This window comes from Parabacteroides sp. (assembly GCF_977054455.1).
Genome location: NZ_CDRTCT010000005.1, coordinates 117,085 through 131,947 on the forward strand (window position 1 = coordinate 117,085; position 14,863 = coordinate 131,947).

Annotated in this window: 15 protein-coding genes; 9 read left to right on the forward strand and 6 right to left on the reverse strand. The window is 48.4% G+C overall.

Annotated elements, in window-relative coordinates:
* Positions 1-68 precede the first annotated feature (68 nt).
* Complete coding sequence (mnmG, locus tag ACW6QF_RS03715) at positions 69-1,946, reverse strand: tRNA uridine-5-carboxymethylaminomethyl(34) synthesis enzyme MnmG (RefSeq protein WP_456086872.1); 1,878 nt, start codon at positions 1,944-1,946, stop codon at positions 69-71.
* Positions 1,947-2,125: 179 nt separating this feature from the next.
* On the opposite strand from mnmG, the gene ACW6QF_RS03720 reads away from it, so the two are divergent.
* Together ACW6QF_RS03720 and ACW6QF_RS03725 are read left to right on the forward strand one after the other, a co-directional pair.
* The gene (locus tag ACW6QF_RS03720; RefSeq protein ID WP_456086873.1) at positions 2,126-2,785 is read left to right on the forward strand and encodes a hypothetical protein; all 660 of its coding nucleotides are present in this window, start codon (positions 2,126-2,128) and stop codon (positions 2,783-2,785) included.
* Positions 2,786-2,797: 12 nt separating this feature from the next.
* On the forward strand, positions 2,798-3,220 hold the full coding sequence (locus tag ACW6QF_RS03725) for a hypothetical protein (RefSeq protein WP_456086874.1): 423 nt from the start codon (positions 2,798-2,800) through the stop codon (positions 3,218-3,220).
* Positions 3,221-3,242: 22 nt separating this feature from the next.
* Here ACW6QF_RS03725 and ACW6QF_RS03730 read toward each other — a convergent pair whose 3' ends face one another.
* A complete protein-coding gene (locus ACW6QF_RS03730) occupies positions 3,243-3,998 on the reverse strand; it encodes a LytR/AlgR family response regulator transcription factor (protein WP_456086875.1) in 756 nt (251 codons plus the stop codon).
* Between the two features lie 8 nt (positions 3,999-4,006).
* Complete coding sequence (locus ACW6QF_RS03735) at positions 4,007-6,652, reverse strand: sensor histidine kinase (protein ID WP_456086876.1); 2,646 nt, start codon at positions 6,650-6,652, stop codon at positions 4,007-4,009.
* Positions 6,653-6,911: 259 nt separating this feature from the next.
* Between ACW6QF_RS03735 and ACW6QF_RS03740 the strand changes: the two genes are divergently transcribed.
* Together ACW6QF_RS03740 and ACW6QF_RS03745 are read left to right on the forward strand one after the other, a co-directional pair.
* Entirely contained in the window at positions 6,912-7,298 is a 387-nt protein-coding gene (locus tag ACW6QF_RS03740) for a HEPN domain-containing protein (protein ID WP_456086877.1), read from the forward strand.
* Positions 7,277-7,573 (forward strand): nucleotidyltransferase domain-containing protein, encoded by a 297-nt coding sequence (locus tag ACW6QF_RS03745; RefSeq protein ID WP_456086878.1) that lies wholly within the window; start codon positions 7,277-7,279, stop codon positions 7,571-7,573. Before ACW6QF_RS03740 ends, ACW6QF_RS03745 begins: the two co-directional genes overlap by 22 nt.
* 33 nt (positions 7,574-7,606) lie before the next feature.
* Here the strand turns inward: ACW6QF_RS03745 and ACW6QF_RS03750 are convergent, their stop codons facing one another.
* The 3 genes from ACW6QF_RS03750 to ACW6QF_RS03760 form a co-directional block, all read right to left on the reverse strand.
* Complete coding sequence (locus ACW6QF_RS03750; protein WP_456086879.1) at positions 7,607-8,734, reverse strand: 6-bladed beta-propeller; 1,128 nt, start codon at positions 8,732-8,734, stop codon at positions 7,607-7,609.
* 281 nt (positions 8,735-9,015) lie between these two features.
* A complete protein-coding gene (gene ybeY / locus ACW6QF_RS03755; RefSeq protein ID WP_456086880.1) occupies positions 9,016-9,450 on the reverse strand; it encodes an rRNA maturation RNase YbeY in 435 nt (144 codons plus the stop codon).
* Positions 9,451-9,573: 123 nt separating this feature from the next.
* Positions 9,574-10,806: a nucleoside recognition domain-containing protein gene (locus ACW6QF_RS03760; protein WP_456086881.1), complete on the reverse strand. Its 1,233-nt coding sequence runs from the start codon at positions 10,804-10,806 to the stop codon at positions 9,574-9,576.
* Positions 10,807-10,978: 172 nt separating this feature from the next.
* Here ACW6QF_RS03760 and ACW6QF_RS03765 point away from each other — a divergent pair, with 172 nt between their 5' ends.
* Genes ACW6QF_RS03765 through ACW6QF_RS03785 form a run of 5 tightly spaced genes read left to right on the forward strand, consistent with a single transcriptional unit; the run spans position 10,979 to position 14,863 of the window.
* On the forward strand, positions 10,979-11,806 hold the full coding sequence (locus ACW6QF_RS03765) for an alpha/beta hydrolase (protein ID WP_456086882.1): 828 nt from the start codon (positions 10,979-10,981) through the stop codon (positions 11,804-11,806).
* Positions 11,807-11,847: 41 nt separating this feature from the next.
* Positions 11,848-12,810 carry a 2-hydroxyacid dehydrogenase family protein gene (locus tag ACW6QF_RS03770; protein WP_456086883.1) on the forward strand — a complete coding sequence of 321 codons (963 nt, stop codon included), beginning with the start codon at positions 11,848-11,850 and terminating at the stop codon, positions 12,808-12,810.
* Positions 12,807-13,514 (forward strand): DNA alkylation repair protein, encoded by a 708-nt coding sequence (locus ACW6QF_RS03775; RefSeq protein ID WP_456086884.1) that lies wholly within the window; start codon positions 12,807-12,809, stop codon positions 13,512-13,514. Before ACW6QF_RS03770 ends, ACW6QF_RS03775 begins: the two co-directional genes overlap by 4 nt.
* Before the next feature lie 3 nt (positions 13,515-13,517).
* Complete coding sequence (locus ACW6QF_RS03780) at positions 13,518-14,264, forward strand: TIGR02757 family protein (RefSeq protein ID WP_456086885.1); 747 nt, start codon at positions 13,518-13,520, stop codon at positions 14,262-14,264.
* Positions 14,264-14,863, forward strand: coding sequence for an LOG family protein (locus tag ACW6QF_RS03785; RefSeq protein WP_456086886.1), 600 nt, complete (start codon positions 14,264-14,266; stop codon positions 14,861-14,863). Before ACW6QF_RS03780 ends, ACW6QF_RS03785 begins: the two co-directional genes overlap by 1 nt.

Consider the following 14,863-nt stretch of genomic DNA (forward strand, 5'->3'; position numbering starts at 1 on the left):
TCTATCCTATTTTCAGTCTTTTACGCTATTGTTGTTAAAGTAAATGTTTCACGTGGAACATTCCGCCTTTAGCGCCCCAACATCACCAAAAGGATGTTGATGTCGCTCGGGGAGATACCCGGAATGCGGCTTGCCTGGGCTATCGTGTCCGGGTCTATCCGTGTCAGTTTCTGGCGGGCTTCCGTAGACAAAGACTGGATCGAATTGTAGTCGAACTTGCCTTTGATGTGGATATTCTCCAGACGGTTTATCTTGTCGGCGATGATCTGCTCGCGGCGGATGTAGCCGCTATACTTGATTAAGATTTCTGCCGCTTCGATAATCTCTTCCTTTCGTGAAACAGGAACCTTGTCCAGTTCTGTCCGGAATGCCGGAACCAGTTCCGCGATATTCTCCAACGTGATCTGAGGACGCGGAATCAGTTCGATCAACTTGCATCCGTGTGCGAGCGGGGTAGTGCCCAGCGCCTCCAGTCCGCTGTTTATATATTGCGGTTTGATGGAGTAGTTTTCTGCGAAAGAAATGATCGCGTCCCGGCTTGCCTTTTTTTCTTTCAGCAGATCGTAGCGGTCCTGCTTTGCCAAGCCGAGATGATACGACTTTTCCGTCAAACGCATGTCCGCATCATCCTGGCGGAGCAGAATGCGGTATTCTGCACGCGAGGTAAACATGCGGTAAGGTTCGTCTACGCCTTTCGTGACAAGATCGTCAATCAATACGCCGATATAGGCTTCGTCGCGTCCTAAGACGAACGGCTCTCCGCCGTGGCAATTGATATGTGCGTTTATTCCGGCCACCAATCCTTGTCCGCCGGCTTCCTCATATCCGGTCGTCCCGTTGATCTGTCCTGCAAAGAACAGGTTGCGGATATGTTTTGTTTCCAGGTTATGGTGGAGCTGTGTCGGATCGAAGAAATCATATTCGATTGCATATCCCGGACGGTAGATTTGTATGTCGCGGAATGCCGGGATCTGTTGCAGGGCGCGTAGTTGTATCTCTAAAGGCAAGGAGGAGGAGAAGCCGTTCAGGTAGTATTCTTGTGTCGTTTCGCCTTCCGGTTCCAGGAAGAGCTGGTGCTGGGGCTTGTCTGCAAACGTCACGATCTTCGTCTCGATGCTCGGACAGTAGCGCGGGCCGATGCTCCGGATCTGTCCGTTATACAACGGGGAGTCGGGGAGGCCTTCGCGCAGGACTGCATGGCAGGCTTCGTTGGTGAACGTTGTCCAACAGCTTAGCTGTTTCAGGACGCGGTGCGAAGTGTCCATATAAGAGAACTTATGGAAGTCGTTTTCTCCGGGCTGTTCCGCCATTTCATCGAAGTGCACGCTCCGTGCATCGATACGCACAGGCGTTCCGGTCTTCATCCGTTCGGATTTGATGCCTAATGAGACCAGTTGTTCGGTCAGTCCGGTCGCCGCCGGTTCGGCTATGCGGCCGCCTCTGATTTGTGTCCGGCCGATGTGCATAAGCCCGTTCAGGAAAGTCCCGTTTGTCAAGACTACGCTTTTCGCATGGAACTCGACTCCCATATCCGTCTTTACGCCGCATACGGTATTCCCGTCGAGCAACAGTTCGCGTACGGTATCCTGCCAGATATACAGGTTCGGCAGGTTTTCCAGTATTCCCCGCCAGCATTCGATGAAACGGGCGCGGTCGCTCTGGGAGCGCGGGCTCCACATCGCCGGTCCCTTGCTTTGGTTCAGCATACGGAACTGGATGGCTGTCCGGTCCGTCACGATTCCCATATATCCGCCTAAAGCGTCGATTTCACGGACGATCTGGCCTTTGGCGATACCTCCGACCGCCGGATTGCAACTCATCTGCGCAATCTTGTTCATGTCCATTGTTATGAGAAGCGTCTTCGAACCCATATTGGCGGCCGCCGCTGCGGCTTCACAGCCGGCATGACCGGCACCTACCACGATCACATCGTAATTGAAAGTCATTGTCCTAATTGTCTTTGTTTCTTTTGCAAAGATAGTCATACTCGGCCTTTCAGTCATCATCCCAAAGAATATTTTGCTTATGCTTTGTTTCGTTAAGGTTCGACGAAACTTATCGGTCGAGGTATGCAGCGTTCCGAATGCTGCGACCATCTTACTGATATAAGTCTAAAAGAAATGTTATGAAAAAGTATGTACTTTTGTTAGGGCTGTTGATACAGGCGGTGTCGGTTTTGGCCCAGGAGGCGTCTGCCGGGAAGTCGATGTTCTCCGTTCATGCAGGGCCGTCCTGGTATTTGGGGAAAATGATCGGGATCACGAACAACGCCGACGCTTATCGGAATGGTTTACGGAATGGGATCGCCTGGGATGCCGACTATTATTTCTTGGGTGACAAATATATCTCCGGTTCGTTTAAGCTCGCTCCCGGACTTGTCTATCAGGGCGGGTGCTATAAAAACACTCATGACGAAAGTTCCGACAAGATCCTGATGCATTATATCGCGCCTCAGCTTGCCTTGTTTATGGTGAAGCAGAAATACAATCTGTCTTTGTCGACCGGGGTGGGATATCAGCATTATAAAGATAGAAGTTTTGTGTACGGCAAGCCGCGGGATGTGTCAATGAATAAACTGGCCTATAATCTGTCGGCGGGGGGTGAGTATCGTCTTTCTCCGCTTGTGGGGATTTCCGCAAAACTGAACTGGATCGTTACCTCCTCCGAGAGCTATTCGGTCAGGTACCACGGCCAGAAATGGCAGGTCGAATCTCCTGAATTGAGCGATGGCGGAGGATGCTTCTCCCGATTATCCTTATTGTTCGGTATGAATTTACACTTTTAATCAGATACGGTTATGAGAGATCTGTTATTTATCTGTTTGTTGCTGTTTTGTGTGGCCTGTGAAGAGAACGAATCGGTCGATCCGACGGTCATGCCCGAAGCTACTACGACCGGGACGAATACATTCGGTTGCCTGGTAGACGGCTGGGTGTACACAAGCGGTCGGTGGGGGTTGCCTGTCGCGGAATATTGGGAGCGGGAAGAGGGCTCCGGCATGACGGTTTCGGCGCAGGTCGGCCTTGGTTCGTTTATCCGTTTTACGATTGCCGATCCCAAGCAGGGCGAGACACTTCCTTGCGTGAATGTATCTTTTGAGAATCAAAATATGGAGGATGGCAAGGTCTACATCTCCCGTATGTCGGACGGCGTGTTCAGCGGCACTTTCGAGGGAGGACGCATCACGAAAGGCCGTTTCGATCTGAAATACAAGGAATGAGCGATCGCTCAGGCGGCTTGGTTTATAATTGCTTTAATACTTCCATCACATAGTTCCGCCGTTGGCGGGAAATGCTGACCGAGGCTCCGTCTTTCATGCGTATATATCCGCCGTCGCTCTTGATGAAACTTTTGATTTCATCAAGGTTGATCAGGTGCGATTGGTGGACGCGGAGGAAGTTGTAGGGGGTCAGCAATTCGTCGAACTCCTTGAGTGTCTTCGATACGATCAGTTTTTCTCCCGACTTCAGATAGAAGGTCGTGTAGTTGCTTTCGGATTCGCAACGGATGATGGAACCGATTTCGACAAATTCTATCTTATCGGCGACCGACAGGGCTATTTTCTTTTGCTTGTCCAATACTTGCGTGTTTTGCAGGAGGTTCTGCATCCGTCTGTTTTCCTGTTTCCGAAGGACGACCTGGACCGCCTTGTCTACGGCATGCGTCAGTTCTTCCGGGTCGATAGGCTTCAGCAAATAGTCGAGTGCGCTGAAGCGGATGGCCTGGATCGCATAGCTGTCGTAGGCGGTAACGAAGATCACTTCAAACGGAATCTCAGCAAGACTGCCTAAGAGGGAGAAGCCGGTATCGTCGCCCAACCGGATATCCAGGAAAAGGATATCCGGTTTAGCTTCAAGCAGCACGGCACGGGCTTCGGTGACGGAACTGCAAACGGCCGATATCCTGATTTGCGGACAATGCCTCCCGATCATACGGAGCAGGTTCTCCCGGTTCCCCTGCTCGTCTTCTACGATTGCTGCTGTTATTTTTGTATTCATATTTTGTCTTATAAAGGAACGGATAGCCGGACATGGCAACCGGAAACGGATTCTTTCTCCTGCCTGTTTTCGATCGTTATGCCGATTTCCGTATTGTACAAATCCTTTAATATCTCGAACTCGTTGCTGATGGCACGGATACCGAAGCCGCTTCCCGCTTCAGCTTTCATTCCGGGACCGTCGTCGATGATGTCGATGACCAACAACTGGTCTTGCAAAGATAATCGAATTATGATTTCTCCCGTACCGCGCGGAGCGATTCCGTGTTTGACGGCGTTTTCGATGAAAGGCTGTATCAGCATCCCCGGAATCTCGATCGCATCCGGTTCGATATTTTTGTCTACCGTCAACGAGTAGGAGAAGGGGAAACGGAGCTGTTCGAGCTTCAGGTAGAGCTGTAATTGTTCGATCTCGTCGGAGAGGGGGACCAGTTTCTTTTCGGAAGTCGCCAGCACTTTCCGCAACAGGCGTGAGAAGTCGATCAAGTATTTATTCGCCTCCTGATTGGCCGAGCGGTTGATCAGGTTCTGGATCGAACTGAGCGCATTGAATATAAAATGCGGGTTCATCTGGGAACGGATGGCGCGTAGTTCGAGTTCACGGATGCGGCGGCGGTTACGTTCCTTCTTTTGCCTTCCTTTCACCCGGAAATAATAAACGACGCCGATGATTGCCGCGATTAAAAGCGTACCTAATACTCCTTCTTTGAATCCCTTTATAAAGTCGTTGAAAGATTCGTCTTCCCGTTTCAGGTCGTTTTGAATGATTTCCAAGGCGGGGCTGGGATCAAATTCCCAATTCGTAAATTGCCGATGGAGGATGGTCCCGTCTTCACGCATCAGGATCGTCACGGTGCCGAGTTCCTTACGCCTTAATTCCTCTATTTGCAGATCGGAAATAGCTTTAAAAGGCTTTACCCGTTTGGCATTGTTAGATTGGAATTTTGAATATAATTCGAGTTGCACGATGGAGGCCAGCCCTTCCGATTCGAGGCGTTTCTTGAAATCGAGTGCATTTTGAAGGCTTGGCGCTGGAAGACCTTGTTCCCTCGTTGATAAAAACAGCAGGATGTATTTTCGGTCGCTTCCTTTTACCAGATGCAGGCTATCGGCTATCATAAGGCCGCTTTCCCGGATATTTTTTCCGGCTTCGAAGGGCAATAGTTTATCGTATGCTCTTCGAAGCTGATTTGTCAGGCTGGTATCCGGACAGGAGCGGATAAAATCGTTGTAATCCTCTTGAGTTTCAGCTAACGTTTTATCGTGTATTAAAAATTGTAAATTCATTTCGTTTACTTGATATTTGGGAAAGCCGGAGAGGATATGTTTATTCAGAAAATAATCATCTGCCGGATTCAATACATATTTTTCCTTCGCTTTTTGTGTTTTTAGGTTCAGGTTGTCTGATTTCAATTCCTGTTTCTTATACATCGTGTAAACATTCAAAAAATAAAAGTAATTAGCGACCTCCGGTCGATGCATGCTGTATGCAAAATCGATAAGTGGATTGACCGATACGAAATAGGGAGCTTGCCAGTCGACCAAGCCGCTTTTGTGCCAAACTTCTTTATCGTTGGCATACATATAGAGATGAAGGGCAAGCGCCCCTTTAAGATACTGTTCCGAACGTTCGAATACCATCCGCCAATAAGGATCCATGTTTTTAAAATCTTTCGCTAATACATTTTGGAACAGAGATTCGCGGAGTTGGAAGGCTTTTTTCATTTTATCGGGAGATTCGAGGTCCGAAGGGTACATATAAAGGTCTGATTCGTACAGGTCGGCGAATCTTCGGTAGCTGTATTGGAGATTGTTTTGTTCGCTTCCCCGTCCCTGATAACGTCTTTTGTGCGTTGTGGCAAACAATTCTTTGTCTTGCGTGATGGAATCCCCCGGAGTAAGCCGTAGCGTCACCCGTTCGCCCACATTGTGTTCGGTCGGGTAGGCGATGAATATCTTCTTGTGGACGGTCGAATCGTCAGACAAGTCGAAATTGACATAGCTACAGGTAAATTCCGTATTCGGAGGAAGGGAGAACGAGGCGTCGATGACCCGCGTGTTTTGTGCCAGCCGAGGCATCCCGTCTTTCTGCCAGCCGGTCAGGATATCCTGTGCCGCCGGTGCAAGCAGTTTGTCCAAGAGTAAGGAATCCTGGACAGTCGTTTCCGGATAGGCGGACAACCCTGCCTGTCTTACTCCGAAAGGAACATAGTTTTTCGAGTAAGAAAAGGTAGTTTCTTGCCTGTCTAAAGTATGTGCTTTCCGGCTTTCCCGATCGTATGTGACGCGCAGGATGCGTTTGCCGACCATCTCGTGATCGAACGTAAAGTCCTGCTGATAACGGCTGTCAAAATAGTAGAAACCGGGCTTCCCGGTATCGTTCTTGCAATCGTACAGGCTCTTGAACGTGAAATCGAGGGTGAGGGTACGTTCATTCAGCTCCGTTACGGTCGCCCTGAAGGTGATTCGTCGGATGTTTTCCGCCCGCCAGGGAACCTTTTCTTCGATGCCCGGAGCCACATAGGGATAGTAGTGGACGGACTCGATTTCCACCCAATCGCCCTTTTTCAAAGAGTCGGGCGTATAGGGGACGAACGTTTCAGCCGAACCGCTGTTTACCAGAAAAAGGAGAAGCAATAGGAGTGCTGTTTTCATACCTGTAAAAATAAGATGAATAATTGAATTACCCTTCAAATATATCCCGTAAAGACCGCTTATTATTGACTTAATGAGCGGATGGTTGTTTTGAATGAGTATCGGACCTCGTTTATTCTTTTCTTTTTCTTCGGAAGAAAAGAGGGCTACCATTCAAGTTTATGTCTTTTGGGTGATTTTTCCCTTAAAATCTGTAGAGTCAACTATTTGATTATGACAAATGAATGTGTATCTTTGTCATAAGTAAATATTTACGCAAATGGACAAGAAGGTGATATATTGGATTGAGATGTCTGATTATGACTTAGAAACAGCTAATGCAATGTTAGCTACGAGTCGTTATCTATATGTGGGTTTCATGTGCCATCAAACAATAGAGAAGATATTGAAAGCCTTTTGGTCTAAAAATCTGGAAGAAACTCCGTTAAAAATACATTCTTTATCCAGATTGGCAGAGAGAACAGGATTGGACGGACAACTTTCAGATGAACAATTGGACTTTATAGACAGACTTGAACCGTTAAATATAGAAGCACGTTATCCTTCTTACAAAGACAGATTGATGAAAAGCCTTACAAAAGATTATTGTGAAAAATTATTAGTGGACACTCGAAATTTGCAGTTATGGATAAAGAACAAGCTATAGTACTTGCAAAGAAATATAAAGAAATGGTTGCTTCATTGCTTCCATTAAAGGCTTTGTATCTTTATGGTTCTTATAGCAAAGGAAATTATAGAGAAGATAGTGACATTGACATTGCGGTTGTAGTGGAACATCTTAGTGAAAACTATTTTGAAGATACGCCTATTCTTTGGAAGCTTAAACGTAAAGTAAGTAACCTGATAGAGCCTGTTTTACTTACAGAAGATACAAATAATCCCCTTTACCTTGACATAACCAAAACAGGGATTCTTATATAGATTCCCTTTTAACAAAGGTCTGTTTTATAAGCTTTAATTTTTATGTTTTATCAGCATAATTACCGGATTGGAATCTTCGTCTAACTGAGAGGCGATCTCTTTTAATTTGCCTTTTAGCTTTCCCCCTTTATAATCCCGGATAAGATCCGATGCTTCTAAAAATTGGCAGGATGGGATTTTGCCGTTTAAAGGTTTTGATTTTAAGAAGGCTTCTTTCTTATTTACGTAATCAGAGTTATAGGCTCTATATCTGAATAAAGCTTTTTCCTGCTTGTCATATAATAGATCAATAGACGAGATTTCAATTGTTTTTTCAAGCGCTTCCATAAAAAAGTATCGATCCGTGAGCAAACTCGGTATAAGAAAAACTTCAGGATTCATGGATTGGATGGATGGGACCCTTGCAATGAATGGTTTCAAAGCATGGTCTGGTGAATAGCTATACAACGTATCGGCTGAATATTCTGTTAATACATAATCGTTAAAATAAGGCATTATGGGATGAGATGTTTGTGGGTGATAGGTCATTTTCCTATCTTGAGACCAAATGACAATCGACTTTTTCTTTTCAAATGGTATTTGAATTTCTTTTGTAATGTGACCGTCTTGTTTGGATAGAAGTAAAAATGATTGCCCGGTATTGTTATGAAAATGATCGCGACAGATTAGGTTTTCCTGGTCAAAATTATACATTTCAAAAGGTAGCAAATCTCCTTTCCATGAGATTTTCCGTTTGAAATTACCTTCCAGGTCATATACAAGTATTTTCTTAGAAATATCGTTGACAAATATTTCTTCCTTTTCTTCATCTAATACGATTCTATTGAATAATGCATATTCTTCATTACCATGTCCTTTTCGGTTAATCTTTTTCAAAGCTCTCCCTTTCCGGTCAAAGAGGAAAATATCCCCGCTAAAATTAAAGTTGGTCGCGACTATGACATTCTTGCCTACCGCCCATATATTACCTTGACAAAGGAATTCGTCCGTTGTCTCTAACGGGATATATTCAACATCCATAAAGTCTTGCAGAATCAGTTCTTTATAGGGATATTTTGCCGTGACATCTACCGTGATCAAGTCGTCTGCCGTTTGAACCTGTCTTTTGCAACCTGTCGTTATTAACAGAATAGATAGAAAGAAAATAGTTGTGCCTTTCATGCCGGATAATTTATTATTGTTACCAATCCTTTATTTGCCTGTTTCTAGGAATTCAAATCTATATGATAATGCCGGGGAATATCCGGCAAATGAGTAGATGGTCGTTTGGAATGAGTATTTGTGATGGTGATGGCGAGCAATCGGTTTTGGGAACATTGCTCCGGTTAAAAGCAGATATAACCGGAGCATACACAGGCTTTTTCAGGCACACATATCATACAACCTCTTCAGCAGCATCCTTAACAGGAAGTGGTTCCAGACATTTCTTTTTACCGGGAAAGTTAACTTTCCCGGCATTCCTCCGGCAATATCGCCAGTGCTTTGTTCTCGTTGGCCTCCATGATCTCGCGTTCTCCAGGCCCTTTATCGTTGATGCCGCATAGATGGAGGATGCCGTGGATGATGGTACGGTGGAGTTCCTCGTTGTAGGGAGTGTTGAAGGTTTCGGAATTAGTCTTCACCGTATCGAGGCTGATAAACAGGTCTCCCGATATCTTGTCGCCGCTGGTATAATCGAACGTGATGATATCCGTATAATAATCATGTTGGAGGTACTGGCGGTTTACTTCCAGTATCTTCTCATCGGAACAGAAGATGTAGCTGATATCGCCGACTTTCTTTCCGTATGTGGCGGCAACCTCTTTCACCCAGTTGCCGACCGCTCTCTTTTTGATTGCCGGAAGCTTGATGTCTTCCGCGTAGAATGCTATTGCCATATTGTTATTCTTTTTGTGTTTTATCTTTCCGAATGGTATGTTAAAAAATATTACCCGCTATACTAATTCCAAATAGATGCACTACTAATCCGATTTACATGGGGTAGGAGTGTCATTTTGATATTAGGTAAAAAACAGATACGTCATAGCTACCGCCGCAATCGCCCCGGCTAAATCGGCCAGTAGTGAACAGGGGATCGTATAGTAGGTGTTGCGGATTCCGACACTGCCGAAATAGAGGGCGACGACGTAGAAAGTCGTGTCGCTCGATCCCTGCACGATGGAGCAGAGGCGGCCTATGAACGAGTCCGCGCCGTAGGTGTTCATCGCGTCCAGCATCATACCCCGCGCCCCGCTGCCGCTGAGCGGTTTCATCAGCATGGTAGGCAGGCCTTCCACGAACTGCGTGTCCAGTCCTGCTGCCGCGACTCCCATGCGGATGCCGTCGATCAGGAAATCCATCGCTCCCGAAGCCCGGAAAACAGCAATGGCGACCAATACGGCGATGAGGTAGGGGATGATGGTCACGGCGGTCCGGAACCCCTCTTTCGCCCCTTCTATAAAGGTGTCGTAGACATTGATTTTCTTACGGATTCCGCTGATGATGAATCCGCATATGATGGAGAAAAGCAAAATGTTGGCAAACAGGGTAGAGTAGAGGGAGACCGACTGCTGGCTCATCATCCCGAAAAGCAAGGCCAGACCGCCGATGAACGCGATCATACCGCCGAAGAAAAGCAGCAGGTTCCGTTGCAGGATGTTGATCCGTTGTTTGAAGCAGACCGCCAATATGGCGACCAGGGTGGAAGAGAAGGTTGCGAGCATGAGGGGCAGGAAGACATCGGCCGGGTTGGCCGCTCCCATCTGTGCCCGGTAGGTCATGATGGAGACCGGGATCAGCGTCAGTCCCGAAGCGTTGATGCAAAGGAACATGATCATCGGATCGCTGGCTGAATCCTTCTGCGTGTTCAGCTCCTGCAACTCTTTCATGGCTTTCAGTCCCATCGGCGTGGCGGCATTGTCCAAGCCTAACAAGTTGGCGGAAATGCACATGAAAATGGAGCCCGTTGCCGGATGGTCTTTCGGTATTCCCGGAAAGAGCTTGCTGAACACGGGCGCCGTCAACCGGGCAAACGCCTGTATCAAGCCCCCTTTTTCCCCGATTTTCATGATGCCGAGCCAGAGAGCCAGGACTCCCGTCAGTCCGAGGGATATCTCGAACCCTGTCTTTGCCGAGGCAAAGGAGGCGTTGATGATGTTGGTGAAAACTTCCGTGTCTCCGCCGATGGCTAATTTGCAAAGCGCCACCACGAAAGCAATCAGAAAGAAGGCGATCCAGATATAATTTAGAACCATAGTAGTTGTTGACAGGTAATAAGATACTTGTTAATGGTTACAAAAATAGGAAATAATCGGCTTTATCGGAAAAAGAAGGCGGGAAATGGCAGATTGTTTGCTTAGTTGCAAAAAGCTGATTACTTTTGGAGGATGTTTTTTGTGTTTAATCAATTCAAATTTGGTGTATAATATGATGAATAAAATCGGGTTAACCTTGCTGCTTGTCTGGTTGGCTGTGATGGCTATTGCTGCCGATTATTCCTATGAGCGTAATGTCCCGTACCGTGGAAATGCAGGTGATGAATATGCTTCCAAGATGTGCCGTCTGGATATCGCTTACCGGCCGGGCGTACAAAACGCGCCGGTCGTAGTCTGGTTTCATGGCGGCGGCTTGACCGGCGGGAGCCGTGAAGTCCCTTCCGCGTTATTGACGGACGACATGGTAGTCGTAGGTGTCGAATACCGTTTGTCGCCGCATGTGGAGACGATGGAGATCGTGGATGATGCCGCTGCTGCCGTTGCCTGGGTATTCGATAATATCGGAAAGTACGGTGGCGACCCCTCCTCCATCTATATTGCCGGCCATTCCGCCGGCGGTTATCTGGTCGATATGGTCGGGTTGGATAAGAAGCAGTTGGCGCGTTACGGGAAAGATGCCGACAAGCTTGCCGGGATCATCCCTTTCAGCGGTCAGGTGATCACCCATTTCGAAACCCGCAACCGGCGAGGGCTGGAACCTTTGCAGCCGACGATCGACGAAACGGCTCCCTTGTATCACGTCCGTCCGGACTGCGCCCCTATCCTGATCCTTTCCGGTGACCGTGAGAAGGAATTGTATGGCCGTTACGAAGAGTCCGCCTATTTCTACCGCCTCTTCAAACTGCTCGGCCATCCTGATGTGACCCTTTACGAATTAGGCGGTTTTGACCACGGCAGTATGTGCGCCGCCGCTTTCCCCTTAGCCGTACGGTTTATCCGTGACCATACACTTTCGAATCAACCCGAAAGTAACAGATAAATGATCATTTACCTTCATTAAGTTGAATAAAAAGAATAGTTATGACAAAGATATTAGTTACTTACGACATGTTCCGCGAAGGTTTTACCGAGCTGGAAAGCAAGTATGAAGTTACTTTTCCCGAAGGAAGAGATTTTACGTACGAAGAAGTTTTAGAGATGATTCCGGAGTATGACGTGTTGTGCTCGATGTTCGATTTCCCGGTAAACAAGGAATTGATCGACCGTGCCTCCAAACTGAAAATGGTGGCAAACTATGCCGTCGGTTACAACAATATCGATGTCGCCTACTGCCTTGAAAAAGGAATCACGGTAGCCAATACCCCCGACCCCGTGACGGCCCCTACCGCCAATCTCGCACTCGGCCTGATGCTCGATGTGGCACGCCGCATTACCGAATGCGACCGTAAGCTGCGCCGGGAAGGTCTTGGCATGAAAGTCGGTGTCTTGGAGAATTTAGGCATCAACGTGACCGGGAAGACGTTGGGTATTATCGGTATGGGACGTATCGGGAAAGCCCTTGCCCGCCGGGCGAATGCTTGTGGTATGGAAGTCCTCTATCATAACCGTCGCCAACTGTATGTCGAAGAAGAGACAAAGCTGAACGTGACATACGTTTCCAAAGAGGAGCTCCTCTCCCAATCCGATTTCGTCTCCCTGAATGTCCCTTATACACCGGAAACTTACCATATCATCGGGGAAGCCGAACTGAAGCAGATGAAGCCGACAGCCGTCCTGATCAACACCGGCCGCGGCCCTTTGGTCGATGAAAAGGCTTTGGTGCAGGCGTTGAAAGACGGGACGATTCATGGCGCCGGCCTGGATGTCTTCGAGTTCGGCGATTATCCCTTGCCGGAGTTGCTGGAAATGGAAAATGTCGTCCTGACGCCCCATATCGGGACGCAGACGCTGGAAACGCGTATTATCATGGCGCGTACGGTCTGCAACAATGTAATCGGATTCCTGGAAGGCGACCGTCCTGTGTCACGGGTGCTGCGTCCATGACGGCGGAGTTTGTGCTGAGTGAACTGCAATCGGTCGGTTCACCCGAAAAAGCCGCCCATCTGAGCCGGTTTTTCAAGACCGGACCGGGGCAATATGGCGAAGGCGACCGCTTTTTAGGAGTCGTCGTCCCGCAAACCCGCAGCATAGCCAAGGCCAACAAAGCGATGCCACTGGAAGAATTGCAACTCCTGCTGGATAGTCCGTGGCATGAGGCCCGCCTTTGCGCCCTGTTGGTTTTGGTCTATCGTTTTCAGGATAAGAAGACTCCGGAAGTTGAACGGGAAAGGATGTATCGTTTCTATCTGAAGAATACCCGCCGCTGCAATAATTGGGATTTGGTGGATTTATCCTGCCGGGATATTGTCGGCGAATATTTGGTGGACCGGGACCGTTCCGTCCTGTATGAACTGGCTGCCAGCGATAACCTCTGGGAACAGCGGATTTCGATCGTCTGTACCTGGGCCTTTATCCGCCGTTCGGATTTTACCGATACATTGGCGTTGGCCGAACGGTTGATGACGCATAAACATGACTTGATGCATAAAGCCGTAGGCTGGATGCTCCGCGAGGTGGGCAAAAGGGACCGGGATACCCTCACCGACTTTCTGGAACGTTATGCGACACAGCTTCCGCGTACGGCTCTCCGCTATGCCATCGAGCATTATCCTGAAGACCGGCGCCAGTATTTCTTAAAGATGAAATAAGGGATGGACGAACAACTGAAAGCGAAATTGAAGGAATGGGCCGGAACCTATAATGTGAAGTCTTTTATACTCGATGACCCGGTTCAGTTCCCCCATCGGTTTGCAGGGAAACAGGATATCGAAATATCCGCTTTTATCACTTCCTGGATCTCCTATGGACGCCGGGAGTTGATCCTCCGCAAGGCGGACTGGTTGCATAGCCGGATGGGCGGAAGCCCTTACGAGTGGATATTGTCCGGGCGGTATCGGGAACTGGTTTCGGAGGTCCCGGCCGGCAAGCGCGATACGTTTTACCGCTTTTATACGCATTCGGACCTGCGTGCCCTCTGTGGCCGGTTGAAAGAGATATATGGGCGCTATGATTCGTTGGAAGACGCATTGGCTGCAAGCCCCTATCCGAATCCGGTTCTTAAGTTACAGGATCTCTTTTCCGGCATAAAGGGCATTCCGGTGATGGGTGGTACTTCTGCTTGTAAACGCTTGGCGATGTTCCTCCGCTGGATGATCCGGACCGATGGAATCGTCGATTTCGGGATTTGGCAGACCGCCTTTCATCCCCGCCAGTTGATTATCCCGCTGGACACGCATGTTCACCAGATTTCATTGGAACTCGGCTTGACGCAGCAGCGAACCGCCACCCTGAAAACGGCTCTTGAGATAACCGAGGCCCTATCGCGTATCTTCCCGGATGATCCCTGCTTGGGTGATTTTGCCTTGTTCGGGTATGATATAAACAAGAAAAAAGAGTAATGGAAAAAGAAAGAAATAAGATCGCTTCTGTTTGTGTGTATTGTGCCTCCAGCACGCAAGTCGCTCCTGCCTATCGGGAGGCGGCAACCGAGTTGGGACGCCTGTTAGGCGAACGGAACCTGCGGGTGATCAACGGGGCCGGCAATTCAGGCTTGATGTGCGCCGTGTCGGATGCTACGCTGGCTGCCGGTGGAACGGTTACGGGCGTTATTCCCCGTTTTATGGTGGAACAGGATTGGTGTCACAAGGGGCTTACCGATCTGGTCGAAGTCGACAGTATGCACGAACGCAAACAACGGATGGCCGACCTCTCGGATGCCGTGATCGCCCTTCCGGGCGGATGCGGCACTCTCGAAGAGTTGCTGGAAGTCATCACCTGGAAACAGTTAGGTTTGTATCTCAACCCGATTGTCATCCTGAATATAAACGGCTACTTCGATCCCCTTTTGGAGATGTTCCGAAGAGCCGTCGACGAGCATTTCATGCGCCCGCAACATGCAGGGCTTTGGGTGGTCGCCTCTACCCCCGCCGAAGCTGTTGCGCTGATTTATTCCGAACCGCGTTGGGATGCGGACATCCGTAAACTGGCTTTGGTGTGA